General features: G+C 63.5%; 19 protein-coding genes and 1 pseudogene. 8 read left to right on the top strand and 12 right to left on the bottom strand.

Annotation, left to right across the window (positions count from 1 at the left end):
• Positions 1–2 precede the first annotated feature (2 nt).
• From CSQ85_RS09005 to CSQ85_RS08990, 5 genes and pseudogenes are all read left to right on the top strand, one after another.
• The gene (locus CSQ85_RS09005) at positions 3–779 is read left to right on the top strand and encodes an SdrD B-like domain-containing protein (protein ID WP_150383781.1); all 777 of its coding nucleotides are present in this window, start codon (positions 3–5) and stop codon (positions 777–779) included.
• 252 nt (positions 780–1,031) lie between these two features.
• A pseudogene (locus CSQ85_RS13645) lies at positions 1,032–1,190 on the top strand (hypothetical protein); the annotation flags it as partial.
• Positions 1,191–1,250: 60 nt separating this feature from the next.
• A complete protein-coding gene (locus CSQ85_RS09000; protein ID WP_223846925.1) occupies positions 1,251–1,874 on the top strand; it encodes a MurR/RpiR family transcriptional regulator in 624 nt (207 codons plus the stop codon).
• A gap of 73 nt (positions 1,875–1,947) precedes the next feature.
• The gene (locus tag CSQ85_RS08995) at positions 1,948–3,366 is read left to right on the top strand and encodes a 6-phospho-beta-glucosidase (protein WP_150383779.1); all 1,419 of its coding nucleotides are present in this window, start codon (positions 1,948–1,950) and stop codon (positions 3,364–3,366) included.
• 117 nt (positions 3,367–3,483) lie between these two features.
• Positions 3,484–4,785: a PTS sugar transporter subunit IIC gene (locus CSQ85_RS08990; protein ID WP_150383778.1), complete on the top strand. Its 1,302-nt coding sequence runs from the start codon at positions 3,484–3,486 to the stop codon at positions 4,783–4,785.
• A 114-nt stretch (positions 4,786–4,899) separates the two neighbouring features.
• Here the strand turns inward: CSQ85_RS08990 and CSQ85_RS08985 are convergent, their stop codons facing one another.
• From CSQ85_RS08985 to CSQ85_RS08965, 5 genes are all read right to left on the bottom strand, one after another.
• The gene (locus tag CSQ85_RS08985) at positions 4,900–5,637 is read right to left on the bottom strand and encodes an amino acid ABC transporter ATP-binding protein (RefSeq protein ID WP_150383777.1); all 738 of its coding nucleotides are present in this window, start codon (positions 5,635–5,637) and stop codon (positions 4,900–4,902) included.
• Between the two features lie 37 nt (positions 5,638–5,674).
• Positions 5,675–6,382: an amino acid ABC transporter permease gene (locus CSQ85_RS08980; protein WP_150383776.1), complete on the bottom strand. Its 708-nt coding sequence runs from the start codon at positions 6,380–6,382 to the stop codon at positions 5,675–5,677.
• Between the two features lies 1 nt (position 6,383).
• Positions 6,384–7,055, bottom strand: coding sequence for an amino acid ABC transporter permease (locus CSQ85_RS08975; protein WP_223846922.1), 672 nt, complete (start codon positions 7,053–7,055; stop codon positions 6,384–6,386).
• Positions 7,056–7,091: 36 nt separating this feature from the next.
• The gene (locus CSQ85_RS08970; RefSeq protein WP_190972982.1) at positions 7,092–7,952 is read right to left on the bottom strand and encodes a transporter substrate-binding domain-containing protein; all 861 of its coding nucleotides are present in this window, start codon (positions 7,950–7,952) and stop codon (positions 7,092–7,094) included.
• Between the two features lie 114 nt (positions 7,953–8,066).
• Positions 8,067–9,443 carry a lanthionine synthetase LanC family protein gene (locus CSQ85_RS08965; protein ID WP_190972981.1) on the bottom strand — a complete coding sequence of 459 codons (1,377 nt, stop codon included), beginning with the start codon at positions 9,441–9,443 and terminating at the stop codon, positions 8,067–8,069.
• Between the two features lie 226 nt (positions 9,444–9,669).
• Between CSQ85_RS08965 and CSQ85_RS13145 the strand changes: the two genes are divergently transcribed.
• Both CSQ85_RS13145 and CSQ85_RS08960 read left to right on the top strand, forming a co-directional pair.
• Positions 9,670–9,987 carry a hypothetical protein gene (locus CSQ85_RS13145; protein ID WP_190972980.1) on the top strand — a complete coding sequence of 106 codons (318 nt, stop codon included), beginning with the start codon at positions 9,670–9,672 and terminating at the stop codon, positions 9,985–9,987.
• A 167-nt stretch (positions 9,988–10,154) separates the two neighbouring features.
• The gene (locus CSQ85_RS08960; protein ID WP_150383772.1) at positions 10,155–11,204 is read left to right on the top strand and encodes a hypothetical protein; all 1,050 of its coding nucleotides are present in this window, start codon (positions 10,155–10,157) and stop codon (positions 11,202–11,204) included.
• 9 nt (positions 11,205–11,213) lie between these two features.
• Here the strand turns inward: CSQ85_RS08960 and CSQ85_RS08955 are convergent, their stop codons facing one another.
• From CSQ85_RS08955 to CSQ85_RS08945, 3 genes are all read right to left on the bottom strand, one after another.
• Positions 11,214–11,633, bottom strand: a complete 420-nt coding sequence (locus tag CSQ85_RS08955) for a hypothetical protein (RefSeq protein WP_150383771.1) — start codon at positions 11,631–11,633, stop codon at positions 11,214–11,216.
• A 171-nt stretch (positions 11,634–11,804) separates the two neighbouring features.
• Positions 11,805–12,620: an LOG family protein gene (locus CSQ85_RS08950; protein WP_150383770.1), complete on the bottom strand. Its 816-nt coding sequence runs from the start codon at positions 12,618–12,620 to the stop codon at positions 11,805–11,807.
• Entirely contained in the window at positions 12,617–14,938 is a 2,322-nt protein-coding gene (locus tag CSQ85_RS08945; protein WP_150383769.1) for a hypothetical protein, read from the bottom strand. Before CSQ85_RS08945 ends, CSQ85_RS08950 begins: the two co-directional genes overlap by 4 nt.
• 307 nt (positions 14,939–15,245) lie before the next feature.
• Between CSQ85_RS08945 and CSQ85_RS08940 the strand changes: the two genes are divergently transcribed.
• Positions 15,246–15,548, top strand: coding sequence for a hypothetical protein (locus tag CSQ85_RS08940; protein ID WP_190972979.1), 303 nt, complete (start codon positions 15,246–15,248; stop codon positions 15,546–15,548).
• 75 nt (positions 15,549–15,623) lie between these two features.
• On the opposite strand, the gene CSQ85_RS08935 is transcribed toward CSQ85_RS08940, so the two are convergent.
• From CSQ85_RS08935 to CSQ85_RS08920, 4 genes are all read right to left on the bottom strand, one after another.
• The gene (locus CSQ85_RS08935) at positions 15,624–18,011 is read right to left on the bottom strand and encodes a hypothetical protein (protein WP_150383767.1); all 2,388 of its coding nucleotides are present in this window, start codon (positions 18,009–18,011) and stop codon (positions 15,624–15,626) included.
• Between the two features lie 167 nt (positions 18,012–18,178).
• A complete protein-coding gene (locus CSQ85_RS08930; protein WP_150383766.1) occupies positions 18,179–18,751 on the bottom strand; it encodes a hypothetical protein in 573 nt (190 codons plus the stop codon).
• A gap of 149 nt (positions 18,752–18,900) precedes the next feature.
• Positions 18,901–20,619 (bottom strand): hypothetical protein, encoded by a 1,719-nt coding sequence (locus CSQ85_RS08925; protein ID WP_150383765.1) that lies wholly within the window; start codon positions 20,617–20,619, stop codon positions 18,901–18,903.
• 158 nt (positions 20,620–20,777) lie between these two features.
• The gene (locus tag CSQ85_RS08920) at positions 20,778–22,952 is read right to left on the bottom strand and encodes a hypothetical protein (RefSeq protein WP_150383764.1); all 2,175 of its coding nucleotides are present in this window, start codon (positions 22,950–22,952) and stop codon (positions 20,778–20,780) included.
• Positions 22,953–23,102 lie beyond the last annotated feature (150 nt).

The following is a 23,102-nucleotide window of genomic DNA, read 5'->3' as shown; positions in this document are numbered from 1 at the left end:
ATGTGACGGGCAACCAGTCATGCATGACCGGCAGCGACTACAGCAAACCGGATATGGAGCACTGGTTCAGCACCAGCGCCGAGGACTCCTGTGACCAGGTGGGCGCGGTCATCCCCGCCACCAGCAACGAACCCGTCCTCGGCTCCATCAGCGGCCTGTACTGGCGAGACACGAACAAGGACGGCATCCGACAGGAGACCGAGACGGACCGGATCCCCGGACAGCAGGTCATCCTCGAAGACAACAACGGCAGGCAGCTCGACACCACGACCACCGACGGCAACGGCGAGTACAAGTTCGACAAGTTGAAGCTCGACACGTACCGGGTCCGGTTCTCTCGTGTGACGCGCGCCGACTTCACCACGCCCGACGCCAACGATCCCACCAAGGACACGGATGGGTCGTCGACGGACTCGGACGCCGGCACCAGCGACGACGACTACGGCATGGGCACGCCCACCATCACCCTCACCACAGAGAACCGGAACAAGGAACATGTCGACGCGGGCGTCCTGCCGGACAAACCCTACACCAGCATGCTGCCCTACACCGGTGTGATCATCCTGCCCATTGTGCTGCTGGTGTCCATCGGATTCCTCGCCGGCGCGATCATCCTCCTACGGGGACCCAAGCATGGGGATGTTTCCAATGGCGTGGCCACGGCTGAAATGTCGCAGGACTCCGATGTTGACGGCGTTCCTGCTGATGATGTCGGGTCGGTGCCGGACAGGCCAGTTCGTTCTTCGACGGTGGATGCGTCATCCGGCGGAACGTTGTAACCGTACTGTTGCCGTCATTGGGAATCCTCGTGTGAAGTATCTCCTCATACGGGGATTCCCTGTTTCGTGACGTGTCTTCCATACCGTGTGGCGGGGAACTGATTGGGAATCGGTTCCAAATGCCGGTTGTAGGGAGCCTTTTGGTTGGAAACCGTTACCATATCGTCGTTTCCGCCGGTTTGACTGGTTTGCACGGGTATACACTCAAGTCATCGGCGATTGGCAGCGAGGCTTACCGGTGAAGGCGAGGTGATGATCATGATTCTGGATACGATCCGGTCATTGAACGATCTGACTCCGCAGGAGCGGTATCTCGCTGATTATGTGCTGTCGCACCCTCAGAAGGTGATGCGGTTGACGATCAACGAGTTGGCTGCGGAGAGTTTCACGAGCACGTCGACCGTGAGCCGGTTGTGTAAGAAGGCGTGTCCGGGAGGGTTCGGCGAGTTCAAACTGTTGCTTGCTTCGGACATGCCTTACATTCTCGAGCTTGGAGGTGACTTGGGGGCGCGCCCGTTGGATGCGGGCGAGTCGTTGACCGGGATCCTTGAGAAGATCGAACAGGTGCGTCGCAGGTCCGTGGATTATACGCGTTCGAATCTTGACCCCATGGTTCTGGAACGGGTCGCGGGGTTTATCCGGGATGCGGAACGTGTCGAGATTTTCGGCGAGGGTATCAATTTCGCGTTGGCGCAGACGTTCTGTCTGAACTTCGAGGAGGTCGGGTTGACCGCCGGGGCGTATAGCGCGTTGAATCCGATGCACGCGAAGATCATGGGCCGGGACCATCCCGGACGGACGTTGGCTTTCGTCCTGACGCATACGGGCGTGAACCCGAGGATGGTCGACATCGCCTGCCGCCTGTCTCATGAGGATTACCGTCTGATCGTGATCTGCGACAGTACCGAACGTGACATCTGCAGGTATGCGGACGAGTCGATGGCGATCATGTGCACCAAGGACACGATGGAATTGAGCAACATCGTCTACCAGTCCGCGTTGCATTACCTGTTCGACGTGTTCGTGTCCGTACGCATGGTTAGCGACCATGCTCGTCTTTCCCGTGTCAACGAGGACGTGGACCGGGAGAAATAGGTTTTCCGGCTCGTATTGCACGGGCCGGTCATCATCAGTTCAGAACCCCTGTGAAAGGAGGGTCAGGATCATCATGCCCGAAAACGGTTTCCTCTGGGGCGGCGCGTGGGCCGCGAACCAGTATGAGGGCGCCTGGAACATGGGAGGCAAAGGCCCGTCGGTTTCCGATGTGATGACACGGGGCGACACCAGCCATCCCCGTCGCATCACCCCGGATGGCATCGAAGCCGGCGAGGAGTATCCCAACCATGTTGGCACCGGTTTCTACGATCATGTCGACGAGGATCTCGCCTTGTATGCGGAGATGGGGTTCAAATGCGTGCGCATGAGCATCGCATGGAGCCGTATCTTCCCCCAAGGTGACGAGGAGTCCCCGAACGAGGAGGGGCTGCGTTTCTACGATCATGTGTTCGACGAATGCTCCAGGTATGGGATCGAACCTGTCGTCACCTTGTCGCATTTCGAGATGCCCCTGGGTTTGGCGAACAAGTATGGGGGTTGGCGGGATCGGAGGATGATCAGTTTCTTCCTCAGGTTCGCGACCGTGTGCTTCGAACGGTACAAGGGCCGTGTCACGAAATGGATGACGTTCAACGAGATCAACAACCTCATCGACGTGGACAATCCGTTCAACGCGTGGACCGGTGCCGGCGTTCTGTACCGGGATGACGAGGATCCCGATCTGGTCATGTATCAGATCAGCCACTACCAGTTCACCGCGGCCGCTCTCGCCACGCTACGAGCAAGGCAGGTCGACCCCGCGAACATGGTGGGATGCATGCTGCATTTCGGTCCGATCTATCCGGCGTCCTGCGACCCGTCCGATGTCATGGCCAGTGTCAAGGCCATGGACCGGCGTTACTTCTTCAGCGACGTGCAGGTCCGCGGCCATTATCCTCGGTACGCGTTGAAACTGTGGGAGCGGCGAGGCTACGATCGTCTGCTTGACATCACCGACGGGGATCTTGATGCGATCAGCCGCGGCAACGCGGATTTCATCGGGTTCAGCTACTATTATTCGACCGTCGCCCATGCCGCGGACAACGCCGACGGGTTCGAACAGGCACCCAACCCGGTCCTGCCGAAAAGCGACTGGGGGTGGGCCATCGACCCGACCGGATTGCGTATGATCCTCAACACCGTGTGGGAACGGTACGAGAAACCCCTGTTCATCGTGGAGAACGGGTTCGGCGCGTATGACCGGCTCGAGGACGGGCATGTGGAGGACGTGTATCGTATCGACTATCTCGACGCGCATGTCGCCCAGATGCTCAAGGCGATGGACGATGACGGGGTCGAGGTCATGGGGTACACGCCATGGTCCGCTGCGGACATCGTCTCCGCGTCGACCGGGGAACTCGCCAAACGGTACGGTTTCATCTATGTGGACATGAACGACGACGGTTCCGGTGACGGCTCCCGTTATCGCAAGGCGTCGTTCCGCTGGTATCAGGAGGTCATCGCCACCAACGGCGAATGCGTACGCTCCTGACCGGCATCATTATCCCCGTATGTGTTCTCATGGTCCCGTTCCCGCCGTAATGGTGCGGTACGGGGTGGGGCCAACAGTCAACTCCTTATTGTTTCAACGAAGAAAGGAATCAAGGTCATGAACGGCCTGCTCGACGACCGCATTATTCCCGCGGTCATGAAGTTTACCAATACGAAGGCGATTCAGGCGATGAAGGACGGCATGCTCCTGGTCATCCCGTTCCTGATCACGGGATCCCTGTTCATGCTGCTCGCGAACCTGCCGTATCAGCCGCTTGCCGACGCGATCACCGACTGCGGTCTCGCGGCGGTGTTCTCGCAGATCTCCTCATCGTCGTTCTCGCTCATGTCCCTGTTCGCGGTCACCGGCATCGCCCACACGTACATCAAGAACGAGAACATTCCCACCGCGTTCGTGGGCAGTCTGATCGCCTTGTCCTCGTTCGTGATCCTCATGCCGCCGTCCCTGACCAGCGAGAACGGTGACGTGGTCGGTTCGATCATCTCGAAGGACTGGACGGCAGGCAAGGGAATGATCTGCGCCATCGTCGTGGGACTGCTCGTCGGCTGGTCGTACAGTGCGATGATCCGCAAAGGGTGGCGCATCACGATGCCCGCCGGCGTGCCGCAGGGTGTCGCAGACTCATTCACGGCGCTTCTGCCGACCGTGGTCATCATCACCGCGACCGGCGTGGTGTGCGGCGCGTTCCGTTTCATTGCGGACACGAGCTTCCTTGAGTGGATCTACACGGCCATCCAGACCCCGTTGCAGGGTGCGGGCGACTCGTTCGGCGGCGTGATGCTCATGACCGTGGTCATGTCGGTGCTGTGGTGGTGCGGCGTGCATGGCGGGTCGATCTGCGGCGCGATCCTCTACCCGATCCTGCAGTCGAACATGAGCGACAATCAGGCGATCCTCGATGCCGGCAAGGAACTGACCGTCGCGAACGGCGGACGCATCTTCACCCAACAGTTCTGGGACAACTACCTGTGCATGACGGGCGCCGGACTGGTCATCGGCATCGTGGTGTACATCTGCTTCTTCGCGAAGGCGAAGAACCTGCGCGAGTTGGGCAAACTGTCGCTGGTGCCGAACCTGTTTAACATTTCCGAACCACTCGTGTTCGGAGTGCCCATCGTGTTGAACTTCTATCTGCTGATCCCGTTCATACTGGTTCCCGTGATCACCGCCGCGTCCAGCTACCTGCTGATGAGCATCGGCGTACTGCCCCTGTTCTCCGGCGTGATGGTCCCGTGGACCACTCCGCCGATCATCTCCGGGTTCCTGGTCGGCGGCTGGAAGGTCGCGTTGTGGCAGTTGATCCTGATCATCATGTCGGTCATCGTCTACTTCCCGTTCATGCGTAAGGTCGACAACGACATCTGCCGTCAACTGGAGGCCGCCGAACAGGACTCCTAAACAGCCACCGTATCCGATCATCCTCTAGGTCTTTTTATCGTGGGAGTCCCGCACCCCTTTCAAGGGATGCGGGACTCCCACGATATGTGTTCTCGTGATGTTCCCCGGCATCCATCAATGGTTGTCGAGGAGTCGGAGGAATTGTCGGGTGCGTTCCTCTTTGGGGTGGTCGATGACGTCGGCGGGGTCGCCTTGTTCGACGATGACGCCGCCGTCCATGAACACGACGTGGGTGGCGACTTCTCGGGCGAAGTGGATTTCATGGGTGACGACGATCATGGTGACGCCTTGCTGGGCGAGGTCGCGCATGACGTCGAGCACGCCGCCGATGAGTTCGGGGTCGAGGGCGCTGGTGGGTTCGTCGAAGAAGATGACTTCGGGGTCGGTGACCATGGCGCGTGCGATGGACACGCGTTGCTGCTGTCCGCCGGAGAGTTGGGACGAGTAGTGGCTGGTCCTGTCGGACAGGCCGACCTTGTCGAGCGCGGTTCTGGCGAGTTGTTCGGCTTTCGTCTTGTCCACTCCCCTGGCGGTGACGAGTCCTTCGGTGACGTTCTCCAAGGCGGTTTTGTTGGCGAACAGATTGTAGTTCTGGAATACGAAGCCGGTGCGGCGTCTGATGTCGAGGATTTCCTTTCTGGTGGCGTCGTGCAGGTTCACGGTGGTGTTTCCGAGGGTCATGGTGCCGGTGTCGGCGCGTTCGAGGAAGTCGAGGCATCTGAGGAACGTGCTTTTGCCGGAGCCCGAGGGTCCGAGGATGGCGACGACGTCGCCTTTATCGAGATCAAGACTGACGCCTTTGAGGACTTCGAGGCTGCCGAAGCGTTTCCTGACGTCCGTGATGGTGATCATGGTTGGATTGTCCTTTACGGTGTGTTTCATGGTGTTTTCAGCCGATGGTGTTCCTGAACCTGCCGGCGTGGCGGGCGAGCAGACCCATGAGCCGTTCGATGATGATGCTCATGGCCCAGTAGATGACGGCTGCGGCGATGTACGCTTCGATGATGTCGTAGGCGGCGCTGGCGTCGCGGATGGACGCGCTGAGCACGTCGGTGACGCCGACGGAGTAGCCGAGCGCGGAGCCTTTCATGATGCCGATGAGCATGTTGGTGACGTTCGGGATCGCCGCTGGGACGACCTGCGGGATGATGATCCTGCGGAACGTCTGCCCGGTGGTGAGTCCTGCCGTGGCGGCGGCCTCGTATTGGCCTTGGTCGACGGATAGGATCGCGCCCCTGAGCACGTCGCTCATGGCGGGCGTGAACGCGATCGACAGGATCACCGCCGCGAACAGGAGCGGGCTGACGTTCTTCTGCCTGATCGGCGAACCCAATGATTCCATGAACGGGTTGAAGTACATGGTCATGAGCAGGAACGAGAAGATCAGGAACAGGTAGATCGGGATGCCCTTGAACACGGCGACCACGATGGTGAGCAATTGCGCGAGGACCGGGATCTTGAGGACGCGGACGATCGCGATGAGCCCGCCGAGCACGAGGGTCACGAGGAACGGGACGAACGTGAGCACGAGGGTCTGCGGGACGAACGAGAGCGCGAACAGGAAACTGTCCCAGATCTGACGGGTGTCGAGGTTCATGTCAGAGCACCTTCTTCCGGTCGTGGTCCACGGCAAGGTCGAGCCGGTGGACCGTGTATTCGAGCAGGATGCTGATGACCGTGAAGATGATGGTCGCGCACGCCATGGGTTCGATGCTGTGGTACGTGTTGGCGCCGATGGCCTGTGCCTTGCCGACGAGGTCCATGACGCCGATGGTCGCCGCCAGGGACGTGGATTGGAACAGGTAGATGAGGTTCATGCCGAGTCCGGGCAGGACCATGCGCGCCGCCTGCGGGATGATGATCCTGCGGAACGCCTGGCCGCGGGTGAGGCCCACGGTGTACGCGGCCTCGTATTGTCCTTTGGGCACGGCCTCCAGGGCGCCGCGGAACAGTTCCGCATGGAAGGCGGCCTGGTTGAGGCTGAAGGTGACGAGCACGAAGAACAGGGGCGCCCATGTGTCCATGGACAGGTGGAACACGTTGCGTACGAGGATCGGCAGCCCGTAGTAGACGAGGAACAGTTGGACGATTTCCGGCGTGCCTCGCATGAACGAGATGTACGCGACTGTGAGCTGGTCGAGGACGCGGATGTGGAACACGCGGATGAACGCGAGCCCGATCGCGATCAGGGATCCGGCGACCATGGCCACGGCCACGATGAGTAGTGACATGGGCAGGGCCCCGAGGACTTTCGGGAACACTTGCACCATGCGGTCGAACGAGAAGTAGTCTCCCATACGATAGGGTCAGTTCTCGTATTCGGCGAGCAGGCCGCCGTCGGTCTGGACCTTCGTGTAGTCCTTTCCGAACGCGTCCTTGCTCAACTGGGCGAGCTTGCCGTTGTCGCGCAGTTTCTTGATGGACTTGTCCATGGCTTCCTGGAGTTTCGTGTCGCCCTTTTTGATGAAGAAGTGCATGTTGTTCGTCTCCAGTGGTTCGCCGGCGTACTTGAGCTTGTCCCCGTAGTTCTTGTTCAGCGTGTCGAGCAGGATCGGGGTGCCGTAGTAGGCGTCGAGGGTGCCGTTGTCGAGGGCGGCGACGATCTGCTCCAGGCCCATCTGCGCGTACTGGATCTTGACGGCCTTATCAGGGTTGGCCTTGTTGTAGTTCTCCAACGCGGAGGCCACCGCCTCACCTTGGGAGCCGTACACGGTCTTGCCGGCGAGATCATCGAGGCTGTTGATCTTGCTGTCCTTGGCGACGATGAGCTTGTTGACCAGGCTCAGGTGGGTTTCGTGCGTGTAATCGTGTTTCTCCTCGCGCTCCTTGTTCAGGGTCAGGCCGAATCCGACGGCTTCGACCTTGCCGCTGTCGAGGCTGGCGAACAGGTTCGAGAAATCGTAGCTGGTGAGCTTGAACGAGTATTGGGGCAGGTCGTCGTCGATGGCCTGGAGGACCTTGACCTCGTAGCCGTCGAGTTGGCCGTCCTCGTTCACGTAGTCGAATGGCGCGACGTTGCCGACGCCGATCTGGACCGTGGTCGCGTCCGCGTTGTTGGGCGCGGATTTGGCTGACGTGTCCGTGGAGCCGCATCCGGCCAGGGTCAGGGCGAGTGCGGTGATGGCCGCGATCGCGATCGCGGCGCGCGTGCGCATACGGGTGTTCATGATGGTTTCCTCTCTTGTTCGGTTGGGTTGGTGCATGGTCGCCGTCGTCCGATGGTGTTGTGAACGTCGTCGACCGTCATGCGAAGTCGTGTTGCCCGTTTGTCTGGCTACCGGTCAGGCGTGCCAGTGTGCGGGGAACGGGTCGTCGATGAGCCGGTCCCATGTGTAGGATCCGGTTTCGAGCATGTACAGTTCGAGCAGTGCGGTGGCGATGCCGGCGGCGCCGCGGAACAGGGTGTGGGGTCGGGTGATGTCCTGGGGTTTGACACGCCAGAAGGCGATGGGCCACGCCCATGATCCGTCGTCCTGTTCCTCGCGCATGCCGAGGAGCACGTTACCGCAACGGATCGCGAGGTCATGCCAGCGTTCCTCCCCGTAGGCGAGGTACAGGCCGGTGAAGTAGTGGGCGAGTCCGGCGTGCCCGCAGCAGAGGGTGTCGATGTTCCACAGGCCTTTCGACATGCGTTCGGGTGCGCTCACGGATTCGGCGCCGTCGGCGAGGTCGATGATGAGTTGTTTCGCGTCGGGGGTTCCCGTGGTCTTGTCGAGCAGGTGGAGGAACTTGCCGGTGCCGGCGATGCCATGGCAGTGGCCGATGTAGAACACGTCGCTTTCGTCGGGGGCGAGGGTGCGCGGGATCAGCACCCCTTTGGTTTGGGGTACGGCCACGGAACGCAGGTAGGCGAGCTGGTCCTCGGCGGCCTTCACATAACGGGGGTCGCCGGTGAGCTCGTGGAGCGCGAGCAGGATGTATCCCGAGCCGGCGGCGCCGAACTCCCAGTTGGGCATGTTGTAGTCCATGTGGAAGACGACGCCCTCCCATTCGGCGGTGCCGCCGAGCTTGCCGTCGAACACGATCCGGCCGTCGGCTCCGGTCTCCCCTTCGGACAGGTATTGTTCGCCCGCCCGGGCGGTGAAGTCGAGGATCGTCCTGTCGTCCAGTGTCCGCCCCAAGTTGAGGAGGAAGAGGATGATGCCACCGTCCTTGGCCCACGCGGTGTTGCCCGTCCATTTGGGACCGTGGGCTCCTGGCGTGGAGGATTCGACCCATTGGTTGGCGAACGCGCGGGCCGCGTCCGCATACGTCTTGTCGCCGAACGTCCTGTACGCTTCGAGCAGCATGTTGCCCAGGCAACTGTCGAATCCTTCGAGCGGCGTGCCCTGCTCGGGACGACTGTTGTTCCAATGGGCGAGCACCCATCGGGCGGACTGTTCGGCCTCCCTATGGAAACGCGGGTCCCCGGTGACGCGGGCGAGCTGGATGTAGAAGTACATGATGCCGGATACGGCGTCCGGGTAGCCGGGCGTGGGCGCTCCCCCGTCGGGATTGTCCCACCATACGCCGTTCTCGTCCTCATGACGGAACCGGGCCACGTACCGTTCGGCGTGGAGCGCCGCGTCAAGCCAGTCGTCCGGCGTACGGGCCTGCCGCGTCCGGTAGGGTTTGCCCTCCTCGTAACCCCATTCGTCGTGTTCGCCGTCCACACCCATTTCAGTCTCCCCCTGTCCGCGGCCGGTTCCCGTTCCGGCCGATCGGAGCCCAATGATCCTCCCCGGGGGTGTGGACACGCAGACCGGGATATACGTAAAAGCGATGACGCGCACAACGGGAGGCTCCGGCGTGGGGTGCTCCTGTCCCCTGTATCGGCCGGTTCGGGTGCGGGGTGGCGTGGGATGGGTGGAAACCGTTTCGGCTGTGGTATGGGAGGTTCGCGTGATGGTCGAAGCTGCGGATACGGGTTCGTTGACGACGGTGATGCGGCCGGTGCGGGTCGTGGAGGGCTCCCCGACACCGGGCGTGAGGCACGCGAGGCGTCGTATGGTGGCGTTGACGCGGCGCATGCGCCTGCTGATGCTGCTTGTGGCGGTCGTGTACACGGCCGGCATGTGGATGATCGTACGCATGGTCGGCGCGCCCGAACGCGTGCTCCTCATGGTCACCGTCATGGCGGCCGTCACGGCCATGCTGTCGGTGATCCCGTCGTTCGTCTACGCCCATCTGGCCCGTCGCGGCCGGCTCGACACGGTCGAGTGAACCCGCTTATCACCCGGTTCCGCCCATAGGGTGGGACCGGGTTTTCCAATGCTAGGAGGCCTTGTATGAGCGTATGCCCGTCATGCGGGAACGCATGCCCCATGTCCGCCCGCACGTGTCCCCATTGTGGGGCGTCTTTGGATGTCGGGGACACGATGCCCTTGAGCATGGTCGCGGATCCGGACGATCATACGGATGATCCGGGTGCCGGCCGGCATGGCCGGGGCCGTCACGGTCGTCTCCTGGCCGCATGCGTCGCCGTGCTTCTCGCGTTGACCGGGGGCGGTGTCATGGCGTGGCGGATGCGTGACGCCACGCATGCGCGGGCGCTCGAGGATTGCCGGAACGCGGTGACACGGTTGAGCGCCGTCACCGGGGACGCGGCGCCCGTGGTCGCCAAGGCGAGCGAGGCCGCTTCCCTCTCCCCCGACCAGGTCCAGGATGCCAAGACGGTGGACGCGGTCGGACGGGCGTTGCAGGCGTTCGACACGGGCGGCGACGTATCGTACCGTTGTCCCGCCGCAGTATCATCGGATCTGCTTGAGGAGACCGCACGCCAGGCGGACACGGACCGTTCCCGTCGCGAACGCCTCCTGCAGGACCTGTCCCATGCCATCGACGCGGTGGACGCCTCGAAGCGGGCGAAATCATGGGATTCCACGAAGTCGATGCTGCAGGGGCGGATCGACGACGCGAAAGGCGTATTGGCCGCGTCCACGGGCAAGGTCGACGATGAGGCGACACGCGCCACGCTTCAGACGGCGGTCGACGCCGCGCAGCGGCTCGTCTCCGCCGCACGCCCGGCCAAGGCCGGTGACGTGTCGGCCGCGGAGAAGGCGTTGTCCGACGCGGTGGCCGGGGTGAACGCGAGCATGGACGCCAAACGGAAGAAGGACGACATGACGCGCTGCCAGGGCGTGCAGGGCGTGTACCGGCTGTTGCAGGGCGACGCCACGTTGACCGTGTCCGCGGATTGCACGGTCGGCGACCCGGACTTGGGGACCGGCTCCTATGTGGCCGACTCGTTCGCGCAGAACGGGGACGGGTCCATATCATGGTCGGTTTCGTCAACGGGCGGGGACGTACCGGTCACATGGCGTCCGGCCGGATTGATTCCACCCCTTCTGGCCGAATCGTACGGTCAGGAGGATGCGGCGATGATGACCGCAGGCTCCCCGAGCGTCGAGTTCATGGGCGGCGTGTACACGGCCGGATAACAGTCCGGCTTATTCGTCGGCCGGGAGGAGGTCCTTCCAGTCGCCGGTGGCGAGTTCGGGCGCGTACAGGAGTCCGAAGACCTTGTCGAACAGGGCGGGGTCGGCGAGCATATCCCCGCCGGCGTCCTTGAGGAGTTTCACGGCCTTGCGGAACCGGGCGACCTTGGCCGGGTCGGGCAATCCCTGCCCGTCCGGGGTGAGTCCGAGGAGCTCCCGGTCGTCGACCGCGTGGAAGTCGAGGTCCTGGATGCTGTCGGGGATGCTCCTGTCGGAGTCCATGATGAGAATGAACCGGTGTCGCTCATCCTCGGGCCTGTAGGTGACGCAGTCGACCTGCATCGTTTTGGCGTTCGTGTTGAGCATGCCGATCCTGGGGACGCCGTCCTGCTTGAACCTGCAGACCGCCGTCTGTCCCTTGCCGAGTGCCATATATGATCGCTTGTCCCATCCCACGCCTCGCGCCCCCGGTTCACGGGGTTGCGTCCGGTCGTTTCCGCCGGGCGCCGCGGGGCTTGTCGTTCCTGTTGTCGCGGTCCATCATTGCGCGACGTATGGTCGACCCCGCGTTTCATCCCGCATGATGACATGGGTGGACACCGCTTATCGGGTGAGGAATCCCATGACCCGGCCGGTTCTGGCGAGGATCGCATGATGGAAGCGCCGCTCCTCCGGATCGGTGACCTTATGCCGGTCGAGCAGACGATCCAATTCTCCTGCCGTCACCGGCTCCCCCGGTAGGCCGTTCGTACGACGGAACAACAACTTCGGATCATGTGCCGGGCGGGCCGCCCCCTCCTGGATGAGCAGGTCACAGCCTTCACGCCCATGCGTCCATGATCCCGGCGTCGACGGGCACGCCCACACCACGGCTCCCCTTCCGGCGGCCTGCCGGGCCTCGTCGACGATCGGACCGTCGACGGGCGTGTTCACGATGACGATCCAATCCGCCAACCGCATGCGCACACGCATGGCCATGCCATTCCCGGCAGGAGCATCGGGCAGGGTGATTAGGAGTCCCTGGTCGGCGATGAGACGGGCAAGCCCCATCCGATGCGTGTCATCCGCATACGCGATCCGGGGGTCGGCGTCCACACCGATCATGGGCATGTGGCGTGCGGCGCAGTCACGCAGGGTCTTAAATCCGACGCCCCTGCCCATGCCGGCCATGAGCGTCCACCCCGTATACCGCGCCTCATCAACAAGCCTCGCGGCGAACGACAGGTCCCCGGGATTCGCCGATCGCGGGTCGCCCTCAATGGTCATGATCCGCCGCCCGTCCTCGACCAGCCGCAGGTCGCCGACCATGCCGGGGGTCGGCATGCCGTCGCACGCTTGGGCGAGCCGTCGGGACGGGTCTGTACCAAGTATGGGGAAGCCCGCGCCGATGGCGCGGGCGTTGATCGGGATGCCGGTCATGCGAGCGACGGCCCCATGCTCGTGGAGGGGGCGGGCTTCGGTCCCGGCGTCGGCTGGGGCATGGCCGGGTCAGGCGCCTTGACCGGATTCTCGTACGGGTCCTCGTCCACCGGATTGGGGTGGCCGCCGGTCATGTCCGGTGTGGGGGCGTCCTGTGCGGGCGGGACAGTGAGCCCGGGCATGGGCAGGACGTGGGGTTCGCCGTGAACATCCTCGTACGGGGTCGAACCGGCGCCCTCCGGATACATGTCAGGCAGGGGCATCTGATGCCCCTGGGGGTTGTTGCGCAACGCTTCACGGGCCGGTGTGGTGACCTTGCACCCATTCATCCATTTGAGGGATGATGGTCTGAAGGTCCACTGCGCTTCATCCTTCCAGTAGTCGGCGTCGTTCCAGTGTCCAGCTGCGTTCCAGAGCACTGCCATGGTGGGAGTCAACGGCGCCAGGACGACGTACCGGTCCTGCAGCATCGGGTCGGGCAGGAGCTCATGGAACTGGTCAAGGCCGACGAGTCCCCTGTTGGGCAGTCGCAACGCGACCTCGCCCGGGTCGAGAAGCCGGTCGACGTCATTGTCCCGTGCGACCTGGTCGAGGCGCCCTTCGACCGACTGGCGCCATTCTTCTGCACGCATGGGGGTCACGTTCATGGCGGCCTCGGGGTTCAACCCGAGTGATTGGAGCGTACGAGCGGCCAGGTGTTCCCCGTCGGGGATGTCGCTGACGGCCGGGTCGGGATGCTCGTCGTAGCGGCCGATGAGCGTCGTCGCCTCGCCGGTACACATGAGGGACGCCTGGACGCTGGCGCCTTCCGGACCATGATCGGGGTTCTGGTTGTCGGTGATACGGATCCGCACCTTGGGATCCTCGTCCGTCATGTCGGGGCGGGAGACGATGACACCGCCGTTCCCGGCGGGGTTCAGGTCGACGAGGCCTCGGGTTTCGAGGTCCGCGATCGCGCTCATCGCGTCGACCGTGAACCAGTAGGCGGCGGCGTCGCCCACAGCCGTCATGTCCTGGGCGTGTTCGGGCGTATCCCATGCCATGGCGCGGATGTCGTCCACACGGGCCATTCGCGCCCGCGTGTCGAATTCGGGCGCGGACGGGTCGGTCCACGGGTCCGTGGCGATCAGGTTCGGATCATTGTCCCGCATCCATGCGCGGTGCGTCACACCATTGGTCACAGGCGGGGCGGCGTACAGCTCGGGGTCGATCCACGGGTCCACGCGGTCACGCAGCATCGTGGCCACGACGCGACGGTCTCTGGGTTCCGCCTTCTCGACCTGTGGTCTCAGACCGTAGGCTTCGAGCAGGAGACCGGAGAGCGTGACCGCCCGTTGCATGACATCCTTCGGATCGGGCTGCTCGTCGGATTGGATGTCGCCGGCGAGTTCCGTGTTCCACAATCGCACGTCCTGGTCCAGGAGGATGACCGGCCGCTGCCCCGCCTGTCGCGTCAGCCTGTTCGCATCCTCGAGCGTCATGGCATGCCTGTCGGCTGTGCTGATCGCGTTCAGACGCTCGTCCACCGCCATGGCGAGCCGGCCACGAGCCGCTTCCGCAGCCGCCGTCCTCCGGAATCGCGGGTCAAGCTCCTGGGAGACCATGTCGCGCACGACCCCCAGTTCGGCCCCGGCATCCGCTTCCGGGGTCGGGGGTTCAAGCCCGTACGCCTCGAGGATGAGCCGGCCGCGCAGGTCGCCTTGGTGGCGGCGCGCCTCCTCACGCATCGCATCCGGGTCATCCTGCCTGTAATCGACGCTCGAGCGGCCGAACATGCGCGCGTGCGCACGGATCCGCCGCATGGGATCGTCACCCGGCTCGTCGACGCCCAGCCGCGTGGCGTCCCAGCCTCGTTCATGGATCAGGCCGGTGAGCGTCCGGTCGAGCGTACCGGCCATGCGTTCACGTTCCCGCGTCCCGGCAGGCTCCTCACCCCCGGTGATGATAAGCCCGCCGGACGCCCATGCTGAGTCGATGGTCGCATCATCAACCAGGGGCATACGGGTATCGTCGGGGCGGCGTTCGAATACCGTACGGTTCGCGGAGTCTTTGAGCTTGTCGACGAGATCTCTCGCCGTTCTGAATGCCGGGTAGGTGTATGTCCGGTCAAGGTACGTGTTGCACGCCCGGACGATCTCCGCATCCGACCAGTCCTTGAGCTTCGGCGGCGCGAAACGCCTGTCCTCATCGTGCCCCGCAAACAGGTCGAACACGTCGGCCGCATCGGCATGCTCCCCGTCAACACTGGTGTCGACGTATCGTTCATAGGCGTCGGCGAGCACCCGCAGATGCTCGTCCGGCAGATTCACAGTGGCCATGATCCAGTCTCCCTTTCCCGGCTCCGCCTGTCGGAGCCGACTCAGACCGGTCACAACCCCTCCCGTCACCGACCCGCCGATATTCCACGCCCTTGCCGCCGTTGCCGGACGTCACCGGTTTCTAGGAGACGATGCCGGCATGTCCAATCGGGGGCGCAGGTTTTCGTGGGTTTCGCCAATGCGCCACACCCTTCTCCTCGGCGATGATGGAAGCGTCCACAAGGAACCCAGCCGGAGGAGGTCGAGGACGATGCCGGCACCCAACCCGTACTATCGAAACCAGCCACAAATGATCCCGCCGCAACCCATGCCCGAACCACAACCCACGCCCACGCCCACGCCCACGCCCGAGCGTGCGCCGCGCACGCCGAACGAATTGAGTCGAGGGTTCGCGGTCGCGGGCATCACCCTCGCCGTGATCGCCACGATCTTCGCGCTGATGCCATTGTGGGACCAGGTGAGCGTGTTCGGCGTGGTAGGCCTCGCGATGACCGTGATCGGCGCATGCAGCATGTTCACGGACAAGGGTCGGACACCCGTGTGGATCGGCACGTTGATCGTCGCCGCGCTCCTGTGCGTGGGGTCGATCATCATCGTCGCCGTATACTGATATCAAACGCATACGAAGGGGGGCGGGCCATCCGATTCGTGGATGGCCCGCCCCCCTTGGTTGTCGGAGCCCGTGTCAGGCGAGCGACGGGCCCGACGGTGCGACCGTCGGCTGCGGGATGGACGGGCCGGACCGGTCGGGCGCATGGTCGACCGGGTTCATGTACGGGTCGGCGTTCGCCGGATCCGGATACATGGCCGGACCGGGGTCGATCCCCCGCATCACGGCGGAGTCGATGGCGGGGACGGTGGCGGGTCCGGCGTGCAACGCCTGGTAGAGTTCTTCGCCGGTGGCGTCGGGGAACAACGGTTGACGTTCCTCACGTGGCAGCGCGTTCCGTTCGGGCGTGGTCAGGGCCGCGTGCGCCTGCCGTTCCCCACGATCGCCGGCCAGGAGCGCGTTGGCGGCCCTAGCATGCCAGTACGCGGGGTCGTTCCAGTTGTTCACGGTGTTTTCGGTGATGTTGTCGTGCATCATGCCGATATACCGGTCCTGTTGGATGGTGGAGGGCAACGCCTTGTGGAACTGGTCCAGGCCGATCAGGCTGCCGACCGTCGAATGGAGGGTCAGCTCGTCAGACTGGAATGGCGTGCCGTCGAACCGGGTGGACCCGTCCGGACTGTTGTGCGTGGTGTAGGCGTTCACCCGTTCCTGCGCGTACTGGAACCATGAGGCCGCACGCGTCGGTGTGACGGTCCTGTCCTCGGGCGGGGTGATGTGGAGATCCTGGAGCAGGGTGTCGGCGAGCTGGTCCGAGTTCTCGATGACGGTCTGCTGCGTGGCCTCGTTCCACGACCATTTGCCGATGCCGCGACGCTCGGGGCGTTCCCGGATGAGGTCCATGTTGGCGACGGACGGGTCGGGCGCGTCGGGATGCTGATCGTATGACCCGAGCGGGATGATATCGTCCGGTTTCACGACCGCGATGCCGATGCGAGCGTCGTTGGCATCCACGCCGGGCATGTCGCCGCGCGTGGCCGTCAGCCTGATCGTACGGTCGCCTTGTAGTTCCTCCACGGGTGTGAATCCGATCACCGTCCCCCGGACCCGACTCCACTTTCTTTGCGTCTCCTTCTTTTCGATAGGAGTGGTAGGAGTGGCATTGGCTGCGGTGATGTCGACGCCGCCGATTTCGGCCGGGGTGGGGTGGATCGTGATCACGCCCTTTGATTCAAGGTCCACGAGCATGGACGCCGCGTCGGACACGAACCCTCCCGGCGCGAAATCACCGAACCGTTCCTGCGCGGACCACATCATCCGGCTGACCTCGATGCGCCGGTCCATCTGCGTCTTGTCGACCGGCAGCCAGCCCATCGCGATGACCCCCTTGGGATCGTAGCCGTCGCCCAGCCCCTCGACCCAATTGTCCCCGCCCGGTTCGATGTTCAACGGCTGCAACGGCTCGTTGTCGGTGATGTGGCGAGCGAAGTTGCCGCGTGTGAACGACTGGGAGTGGTCCAATTTCTCGAGGAACGGGGTGACTCGAATGAGCAGGCTCTGGAAGAGCTTCGGATGTTCGAGCATGTCCATGTCATTGGCCCGCATGATGCTTTCGACCACATACCGGGGTGACTGCCAGGAGAAACTGTACTTGTCGTCACCCCAGTGACGGATCAAGTCATAGCCGCGGTTTTCGACGTAAATGGGATTCGGTTCCAAATCATTCCAGGGGTTAAAGAAGAGGTGTTTTTCTTCCGGTGGCCACACGTTTCGGGTGCCCTGCTCTATCTCGCTCCAATAGTCATGGTCGTCCCAATGCTTCGACGCCCAATACGGGTCAGAAGCCGCGGCCTTGGCGAATTCCTCATTCCGGTTTCGCTCGTCATGGCTGTCTATCATGGCGATGAACCGGTACCGTTGGGTTTCGCCCGGGCATACCTTGAAGAACTGGTCAAGGGTAATCCCCAAACCGCTTTCCAAGTTCATCACACCCACTTTCGGCGAGAACAGGTGCGTGCTGCGGTCCGTCCGTATCCTGTCGCGGCGTTGGATGGTCAGTGTAGTGAGGTGTCCGTTCATGGATTCGTACCATGCGGCTGCCCGTTCCGGGGTGACGCCTTGCGGGGCCGGCACGTCGAGCGCCTGGGCGAGGTAGCGTTCCAGCGCGTCCCCGCCGTACATGCCGTGTCCGGCACGATCCGGGTCGGCGGGGAATTCCACGAGATAGCCACGGCCCCCGTTGACCTGCCTGATGGTCTGCAGCCGGTCGCTGTCCGACCCGGCGAACGCGCGGCCGACTCTGACGATCGGATCATCCGGCCCGGCGTCGCGTCTGGTCAAGTTGATCGTGTAATTGTCGTAGTCGATGGTCGCGTTGACGGGCGCGCGGACCGTCAGATCATGGATGGCGGACGCCATGTCCTGCGCGAACCAGGATATTCCTCCCCTGTTGCCGCCGTCGATCAGTTCGGCGAGATCGTATTCGGTTGGTCGGGTGACGTCGCTTGGCTGTGGTTCTGCCATGATCCCTGTTCCTTTCCCGGCACCAACGTTCCGGTGCCGTGTCTCAGCCGGATCACGGTTCGCGTTGATACCACTCTCCCGATATTCCCCATGCCGGAACACACGAGGAAGGCGGACCATCCCGTGAGAATGGTCCGCCTTCCTCGTGTTCGATCGTGGATGGCCTGTCAGGACAGCGACGGTCCGGACGGTGACGGCGACGGTTGCGTCATGCCGACGGCCGTGGGGTCGGGCGCATGGTCGACCGGGTTCGCGTACGGGTCGGCGCCCATCGGATCCGGGTACGGCATGTCGTCCTCGTCATCATACGGGCCGTCCCAATCGATGTCGCACTCCACCGTCGTCGCGTTGGGAACGCCCGAGTCCGGGGGTACCAGCGGTTCGCCGATGAACAGGGAACCAAGCCGGCTCGGATCATGTCCGGGGGTGTTCAGATCCTCCAGGCCGGTGCCGGGGGCGGTCGCCTGCGCAAACGCCTGATCGCGCAACTGGTCCACAAGCTGGCCGGCCGGCGTGCCGGCCGCGTCGGGCACCCGGCTGAAATACGCGTTGCACGCCTGGACGGTTTCCATGTCATCCAACTGTCTGGGCATCATGTGCGCCGTGTACTGGCGTTCCGGGTCGTTGTCCGCAAGTAGGTCGAACACCCGTTCCACGGGCAGCGCCTGCTCCGCGACGCGATCATGGTATGCTTCGGCAAGCGCCGCGAGCTGCCTGTCGGACAGATTCACTCTGGCCATTCCTGTATCCTTTCCCGGTCCCGCTGTTTGGGAACCGTATTCGAACGGTCCACGGTCCGCACGGATACGGGACCATCGATATTCCCATGCCGGACAAGCGAAAAGGGGCGGACCGTCCGGCCCGCCCCTCCTGTGACGTCGGTTGTTTTCTAGAGTGTCGGAGCCGGCCTCGCCGGTGACGGGTCGACGGTCGGCGATGTCGTGGCGGTCGGGTCGGGCGCCTGGTCGGCCGGACTCGCATACGGGTCGGCGTTCACCGGATCCGGGTATGCCGGCGTTCCGACGACGGGTGATTGGACCGGACCGGACGTGTCCGCGCCCTCCAAGTGGCTCTCAATGGCGAGGCGGGCGAACGTGCGGCTGCCGGCGGGCAGGTTCCCGTCGAGCCGGTCGAACGTGGGCGTGATGTAATCCGCGACCTGTGTTTCCAAGTCGGGTTGTTCGACAGGGTCGAGGCCATTGGTTTCGAGGATGCGGTCCGCGATCCGGGTCGGATGGTCGGAGACCATCACATCGTCCATGGTCTCGCCCCATGTCTCCACGAGCTTGTCGAGGTTCGCGGTGTCGACGGGCATGCTGTCAGACGGGTAGGGTTCAAGGTCGTCGTCCATGTCGTCATCCTCGTCGTATGTCCAGTCGTACGAGGGGTCACCGTCCTCATCGGGTTCCGGGTCCTGGGGTTCGTACTCCCATTCGCCGATCATCGCGGCTGCCCCGTCCCACCATGAGGTAAACGCTTGTTCGACATCTTTGCTGATGCTTTTGCTCTGTATCGCCTCCGGCCTAAGGTGTTCCACGATCAGATACCGGACCCAATCCACCTCCTCCGGCGGGTATCCCGCCGGGGAGTTCGGTCCTGCGGGATCGAAGGCGTCCTGGATCAGCACGGAGATGCGATCAGCGTCCAGTTCCGGCTGGTATGCGTGGGCCACTTTGCCGGCAAGGTCGGCGTGTTCCTTGAACTGGACCCGCTCAGGCAGATCATAGGAGGGGCGTTCGTAGCCGGGGATCTTCCGCTCCCGGTCATAGCCGAGCCGCCAAGCGTATATGGCCTTGTTGAGCCGTCCGTACATGCGTTCGTCGCTGAGCCTGTCGATCGTCCTGTCCGTTGTATTCCACCATGCGGTGTCGGGCACGTGGATCCGCATCCATTCCTTCGCATGCTGTTCGAGTTCGGTGACTGCGTTGCGCGGGTCGACGTGTCCGATGGGCCCGTCAAGCAGGGCGGCGAGATGGGAGCGTTCCACGCTTGTGGCGTTCTCGACATAGGGCCCAAGCCCGTACGCTTCGAGGACCAGGTCCGCGATCCTGTCCGGCCGCGAAGCGTCGGCGACCGGTTCGATGTCCGGTTCCTGATCGAGGGCCCAAATGAACTCCTTGGCGGCATGCCGGAGGTTGCCGATCCTATCGAGGTTCTTATCAACGTATACGTCCGATCCGAGCCTTTGGATTTGTTCCTGGAAGTTGCCGAACAGATCCTGCAGGAACCAGTCACGCGCCGTCCTCGACGGCGTGCTGTCCGCGCGGATGACCAGCGTCTCACCATACGGCGCCTCACGCGCCATGTCCGTGACCATATGGGCCAGATCACTGAAACGGTTGTCCCACAACTCCGACCAGCCGATAAACGTGTTCTGGACGTACTCGTTGGCGGCTGCGGCGAGATCCCTCTCGCTCCAGTCTTCATGCCGGGGCAACGCCCAATGGTATTCGGGCACATTCCCGTGCATGTCAGAGGATGACGGCCGCCTGTTCCTGTCGGCCAGCCATTCGCCGGCCTCCAGATCGTCATGCCTTCCGCCACGCCGGACGAGGGCCCATGCAAGCACGTTGATGTGCTCGTCAGGCAGAATGTCGAAGTATGCCATGATCCCGTGTCCTTTCCTAGCCCCACAAGTCGGGGTCGTATCGGAATGGTCACGGCCCGGCATGGATTCACTCCCCCGATATTGTCATGCGGGCGCAAACAAGGGGCGGACCATCCGATACGATGACCCGCCCCTGCTCATGCCTGTCATTTTTATGGTCAGCCAATCGAAGGCCCGACCGTTGCCGGCGTGGGTTCCGGAACCGTGGCGTTCAGGATCGGCGCCTGGGCGGCGGGGTTCAGGTACGGGTCGGCGTTGACCGGATCCGGGTACGCGGATTCGATGGACGAGCGTTCCAGTGTGGCCTGGGTGGCGGCGTGCAGGTCACGGTATGGCTGGCCGTCGGCCCCGTCCTGGTACATGGGGAAGGTCCGTCCGATGGTGGCGGGTTCGCGTGCTGGCGTGGTCAACGCGCATCCCATGCGCGTAGGGTCCGCGTCGTTGTCCATGAGCGTGTCACCGGCCAGTGTGGCCCAATGGGAGGGGTCGTTCCACTCTTTGTCCGGGACCCGGCCCATGTTGCGCGGGTTGCCGGCCATGGCGATGTACCGGTCCTGCTGCAGTGGGTCGGGCAGGATGGTGCGGAACTGGTCGAGGCCCACGAGCCCGCCGGACGGGATGCGCAGCACGGTCTCGTCATTGTCGAGGATCTGTTCGGACTGGTTGTATCGTGCGATCCTGTCGAGCCTTCCCCCCACGTAGGACAGCCATGCAGTCGCACGGCTGCGTCCCGACAGGTTCATGGGCTGGTCTATGCCCAGACCGTTGAGGATGGTTCCGACGAAACGCTCCGACCCGTCGGCCGTCTGCATGCCCGTATCCTCCCCGGGATGTTGGTCGTACCGGCACCAGGGTTGCGTGTTCCCGTCCGCGAAGACCCGTGTCGCCGTGGCGGACAGGTCCGAATGGTCGACGTCGGGGTATCCGCCGTCGCTGAGACTGATGAGGACCTTCGGATCGCCGGGCTTGGCGTCGTGACGGGTGACGGTCATGACCCCATGGGCCGACGCGAGATCGACCAAACCCTGCTGGGAGACCGTGCGCAGCGTCTCCGCGATGTCACGCACGAACCCGTCCGGGTCGATGGTGCTCGCATGCACGGGTTCACTGGGTTCCGGTTCGGGTGTGGCCGGCCGTGCGTCCTGGTTGGCGTGCATCCACGCGTCGTGCGCGGTTCCCCCGTTGACCGGGGTGACGTCCCACCACAGGACGGGGGCGATGTGCGGGTCGATCCGATTCGTGATCAGGTCGGCCATGTTCGCGCGTTCGTCCCACGTGGCGTCATGGACCGGCGTGCGCAATCCGTACGATTCAAGCAGGAGCTCGCCGAACCGGACGGCCTTGCGGATCGTGTCCTTGCCGGTCATGGTCCCGTCGGTGTCGAGGCTGCGCGCGAGGTCGAGGCCGAGCCGGTGCGCGTCCCGGCGCAGTTCCGGGATCGGCCCGCGTCCCGACACGGCCGGCAGGGGCGGCAGGTCGTCGGGAACGATGTCATACCCGTCCTCGACGAGCATGACGTTCACCCGATTGTCCAGCACGGACGCCAGTCGCGTGATGTCCGACATGACGCCACGTCCGGACGGCATATCATCCAACGCCACACAGTTGCGTTCCCACGTGTCGATCGCCGTATGCAGGCCCTCGGTACGCTCCCACGGATGGATGAGCGGTTCGAATTCGTCGGCGCGCAGGATGTCCACGGCCCTGAGCTCGGATTCCGCTTCCTTCCAATGGTTCCCCAAACCGAACGATTCCAAGATAAGCAGGGCACGCATGTCCCCGTGCCTGTTCGCGTCAGATCGCACGTTCGGATCATTCGCCGCTTGAAGTCGCCCGTATGCTCGTGTGCGGGATCGCACCCTGTCAAGCGGGCTCATGGCAGGCGTACCAGTGCCCAGATTCCAACCATGGTCCGCCGCCGATCGGGTCAGGACCCGGTCGAGGGTCCTGATACGGGAAAGCTGGTCACGGATCGGACGCGGGCGGATACGGTCGCCGACACTCCTCGCTCCAAGAAGCTCAGGTGATTCGACGCCCTCATCAGCGAGACCCGACCGTTCGAACGCCTTGCCGCGCAGCCGTTCGACCAGCGTCCGCGCCTCAGGCATGGCGTCATCGGATTGCCCGTTCAGCCACGTCAGATACCTGTTGCACGCCTGGATGATCTCCACGTCCGTCCAATCCCTCACATTCGGCGTCCGGTATTCGCCGCTACCACCATGCGTGGGATCGATCGCGGAGTACACGTCATGCGCGGGCGTGCCGTCGGCGACGATCCGCTCGTAGGTGTCGGCGAGCATCCGGATATGGTTCCCTGTCAGTCGACCGGCCATGATCCTGTTCCTTTCCCGACCCCATGGATCGGGGTCGTCCTTTTGAACGGCCACGAAACCGGTGAAATCCACTCCCCCGATATTCCCGGAAATCGGACATGAAAAAGGCGGGCCACCTTGTGGGATGCGGCCCGCCTCATCGTGTGCGAG

This window comes from Bifidobacterium rousetti (assembly GCF_008698235.1).
GTDB classification, from domain to species: Bacteria; Actinomycetota; Actinomycetes; order Actinomycetales; family Bifidobacteriaceae; genus Bifidobacterium; species Bifidobacterium rousetti.
The sequence above is the reverse complement of the archived record's forward strand: the minus strand, read 5'-3'. Positions and strand labels throughout refer to the sequence as shown.

Coding starts and splice junctions, on each gene's coding strand:
- CSQ85_RS09000 (WP_223846925.1), top strand. CDS start 1,251: ATGCCTTACATTCTCGAGCTTGGAGGTGACTTGGGGGCGCGCCCGTTG.
- CSQ85_RS08995 (WP_150383779.1), top strand. CDS start 1,948: ATGCCCGAAAACGGTTTCCTCTGGGGCGGCGCGTGGGCCGCGAACCAG.
- CSQ85_RS08990 (WP_150383778.1), top strand. CDS start 3,484: ATGAACGGCCTGCTCGACGACCGCATTATTCCCGCGGTCATGAAGTTT.
- CSQ85_RS08985 (WP_150383777.1), bottom strand. CDS start 5,637: ATGATCACCATCACGGACGTCAGGAAACGCTTCGGCAGCCTCGAAGTC.
- CSQ85_RS08980 (WP_150383776.1), bottom strand. CDS start 6,382: ATGAACCTCGACACCCGTCAGATCTGGGACAGTTTCCTGTTCGCGCTC.
- CSQ85_RS08975 (WP_223846922.1), bottom strand. CDS start 7,055: ATGGTGCAAGTGTTCCCGAAAGTCCTCGGGGCCCTGCCCATGTCACTA.
- CSQ85_RS08970 (WP_190972982.1), bottom strand. CDS start 7,952: ATGAACACCCGTATGCGCACGCGCGCCGCGATCGCGATCGCGGCCATC.
- CSQ85_RS08965 (WP_190972981.1), bottom strand. CDS start 9,443: ATGGGTGTGGACGGCGAACACGACGAATGGGGTTACGAGGAGGGCAAA.
- CSQ85_RS13145 (WP_190972980.1), top strand. CDS start 9,670: ATGGTCGAAGCTGCGGATACGGGTTCGTTGACGACGGTGATGCGGCCG.
- CSQ85_RS08960 (WP_150383772.1), top strand. CDS start 10,155: ATGGTCGCGGATCCGGACGATCATACGGATGATCCGGGTGCCGGCCGG.
- CSQ85_RS08955 (WP_150383771.1), bottom strand. CDS start 11,633: ATGGCACTCGGCAAGGGACAGACGGCGGTCTGCAGGTTCAAGCAGGAC.
- CSQ85_RS08950 (WP_150383770.1), bottom strand. CDS start 12,620: ATGACCGGCATCCCGATCAACGCCCGCGCCATCGGCGCGGGCTTCCCC.
- CSQ85_RS08945 (WP_150383769.1), bottom strand. CDS start 14,938: ATGGCCACTGTGAATCTGCCGGACGAGCATCTGCGGGTGCTCGCCGAC.
- CSQ85_RS08940 (WP_190972979.1), top strand. CDS start 15,246: ATGCCCGAACCACAACCCACGCCCACGCCCACGCCCACGCCCGAGCGT.
- CSQ85_RS08935 (WP_150383767.1), bottom strand. CDS start 18,011: ATGGCAGAACCACAGCCAAGCGACGTCACCCGACCAACCGAATACGAT.
- CSQ85_RS08930 (WP_150383766.1), bottom strand. CDS start 18,751: ATGGCCAGAGTGAATCTGTCCGACAGGCAGCTCGCGGCGCTTGCCGAA.
- CSQ85_RS08925 (WP_150383765.1), bottom strand. CDS start 20,619: ATGGCATACTTCGACATTCTGCCTGACGAGCACATCAACGTGCTTGCA.
- CSQ85_RS08920 (WP_150383764.1), bottom strand. CDS start 22,952: ATGGCCGGTCGACTGACAGGGAACCATATCCGGATGCTCGCCGACACC.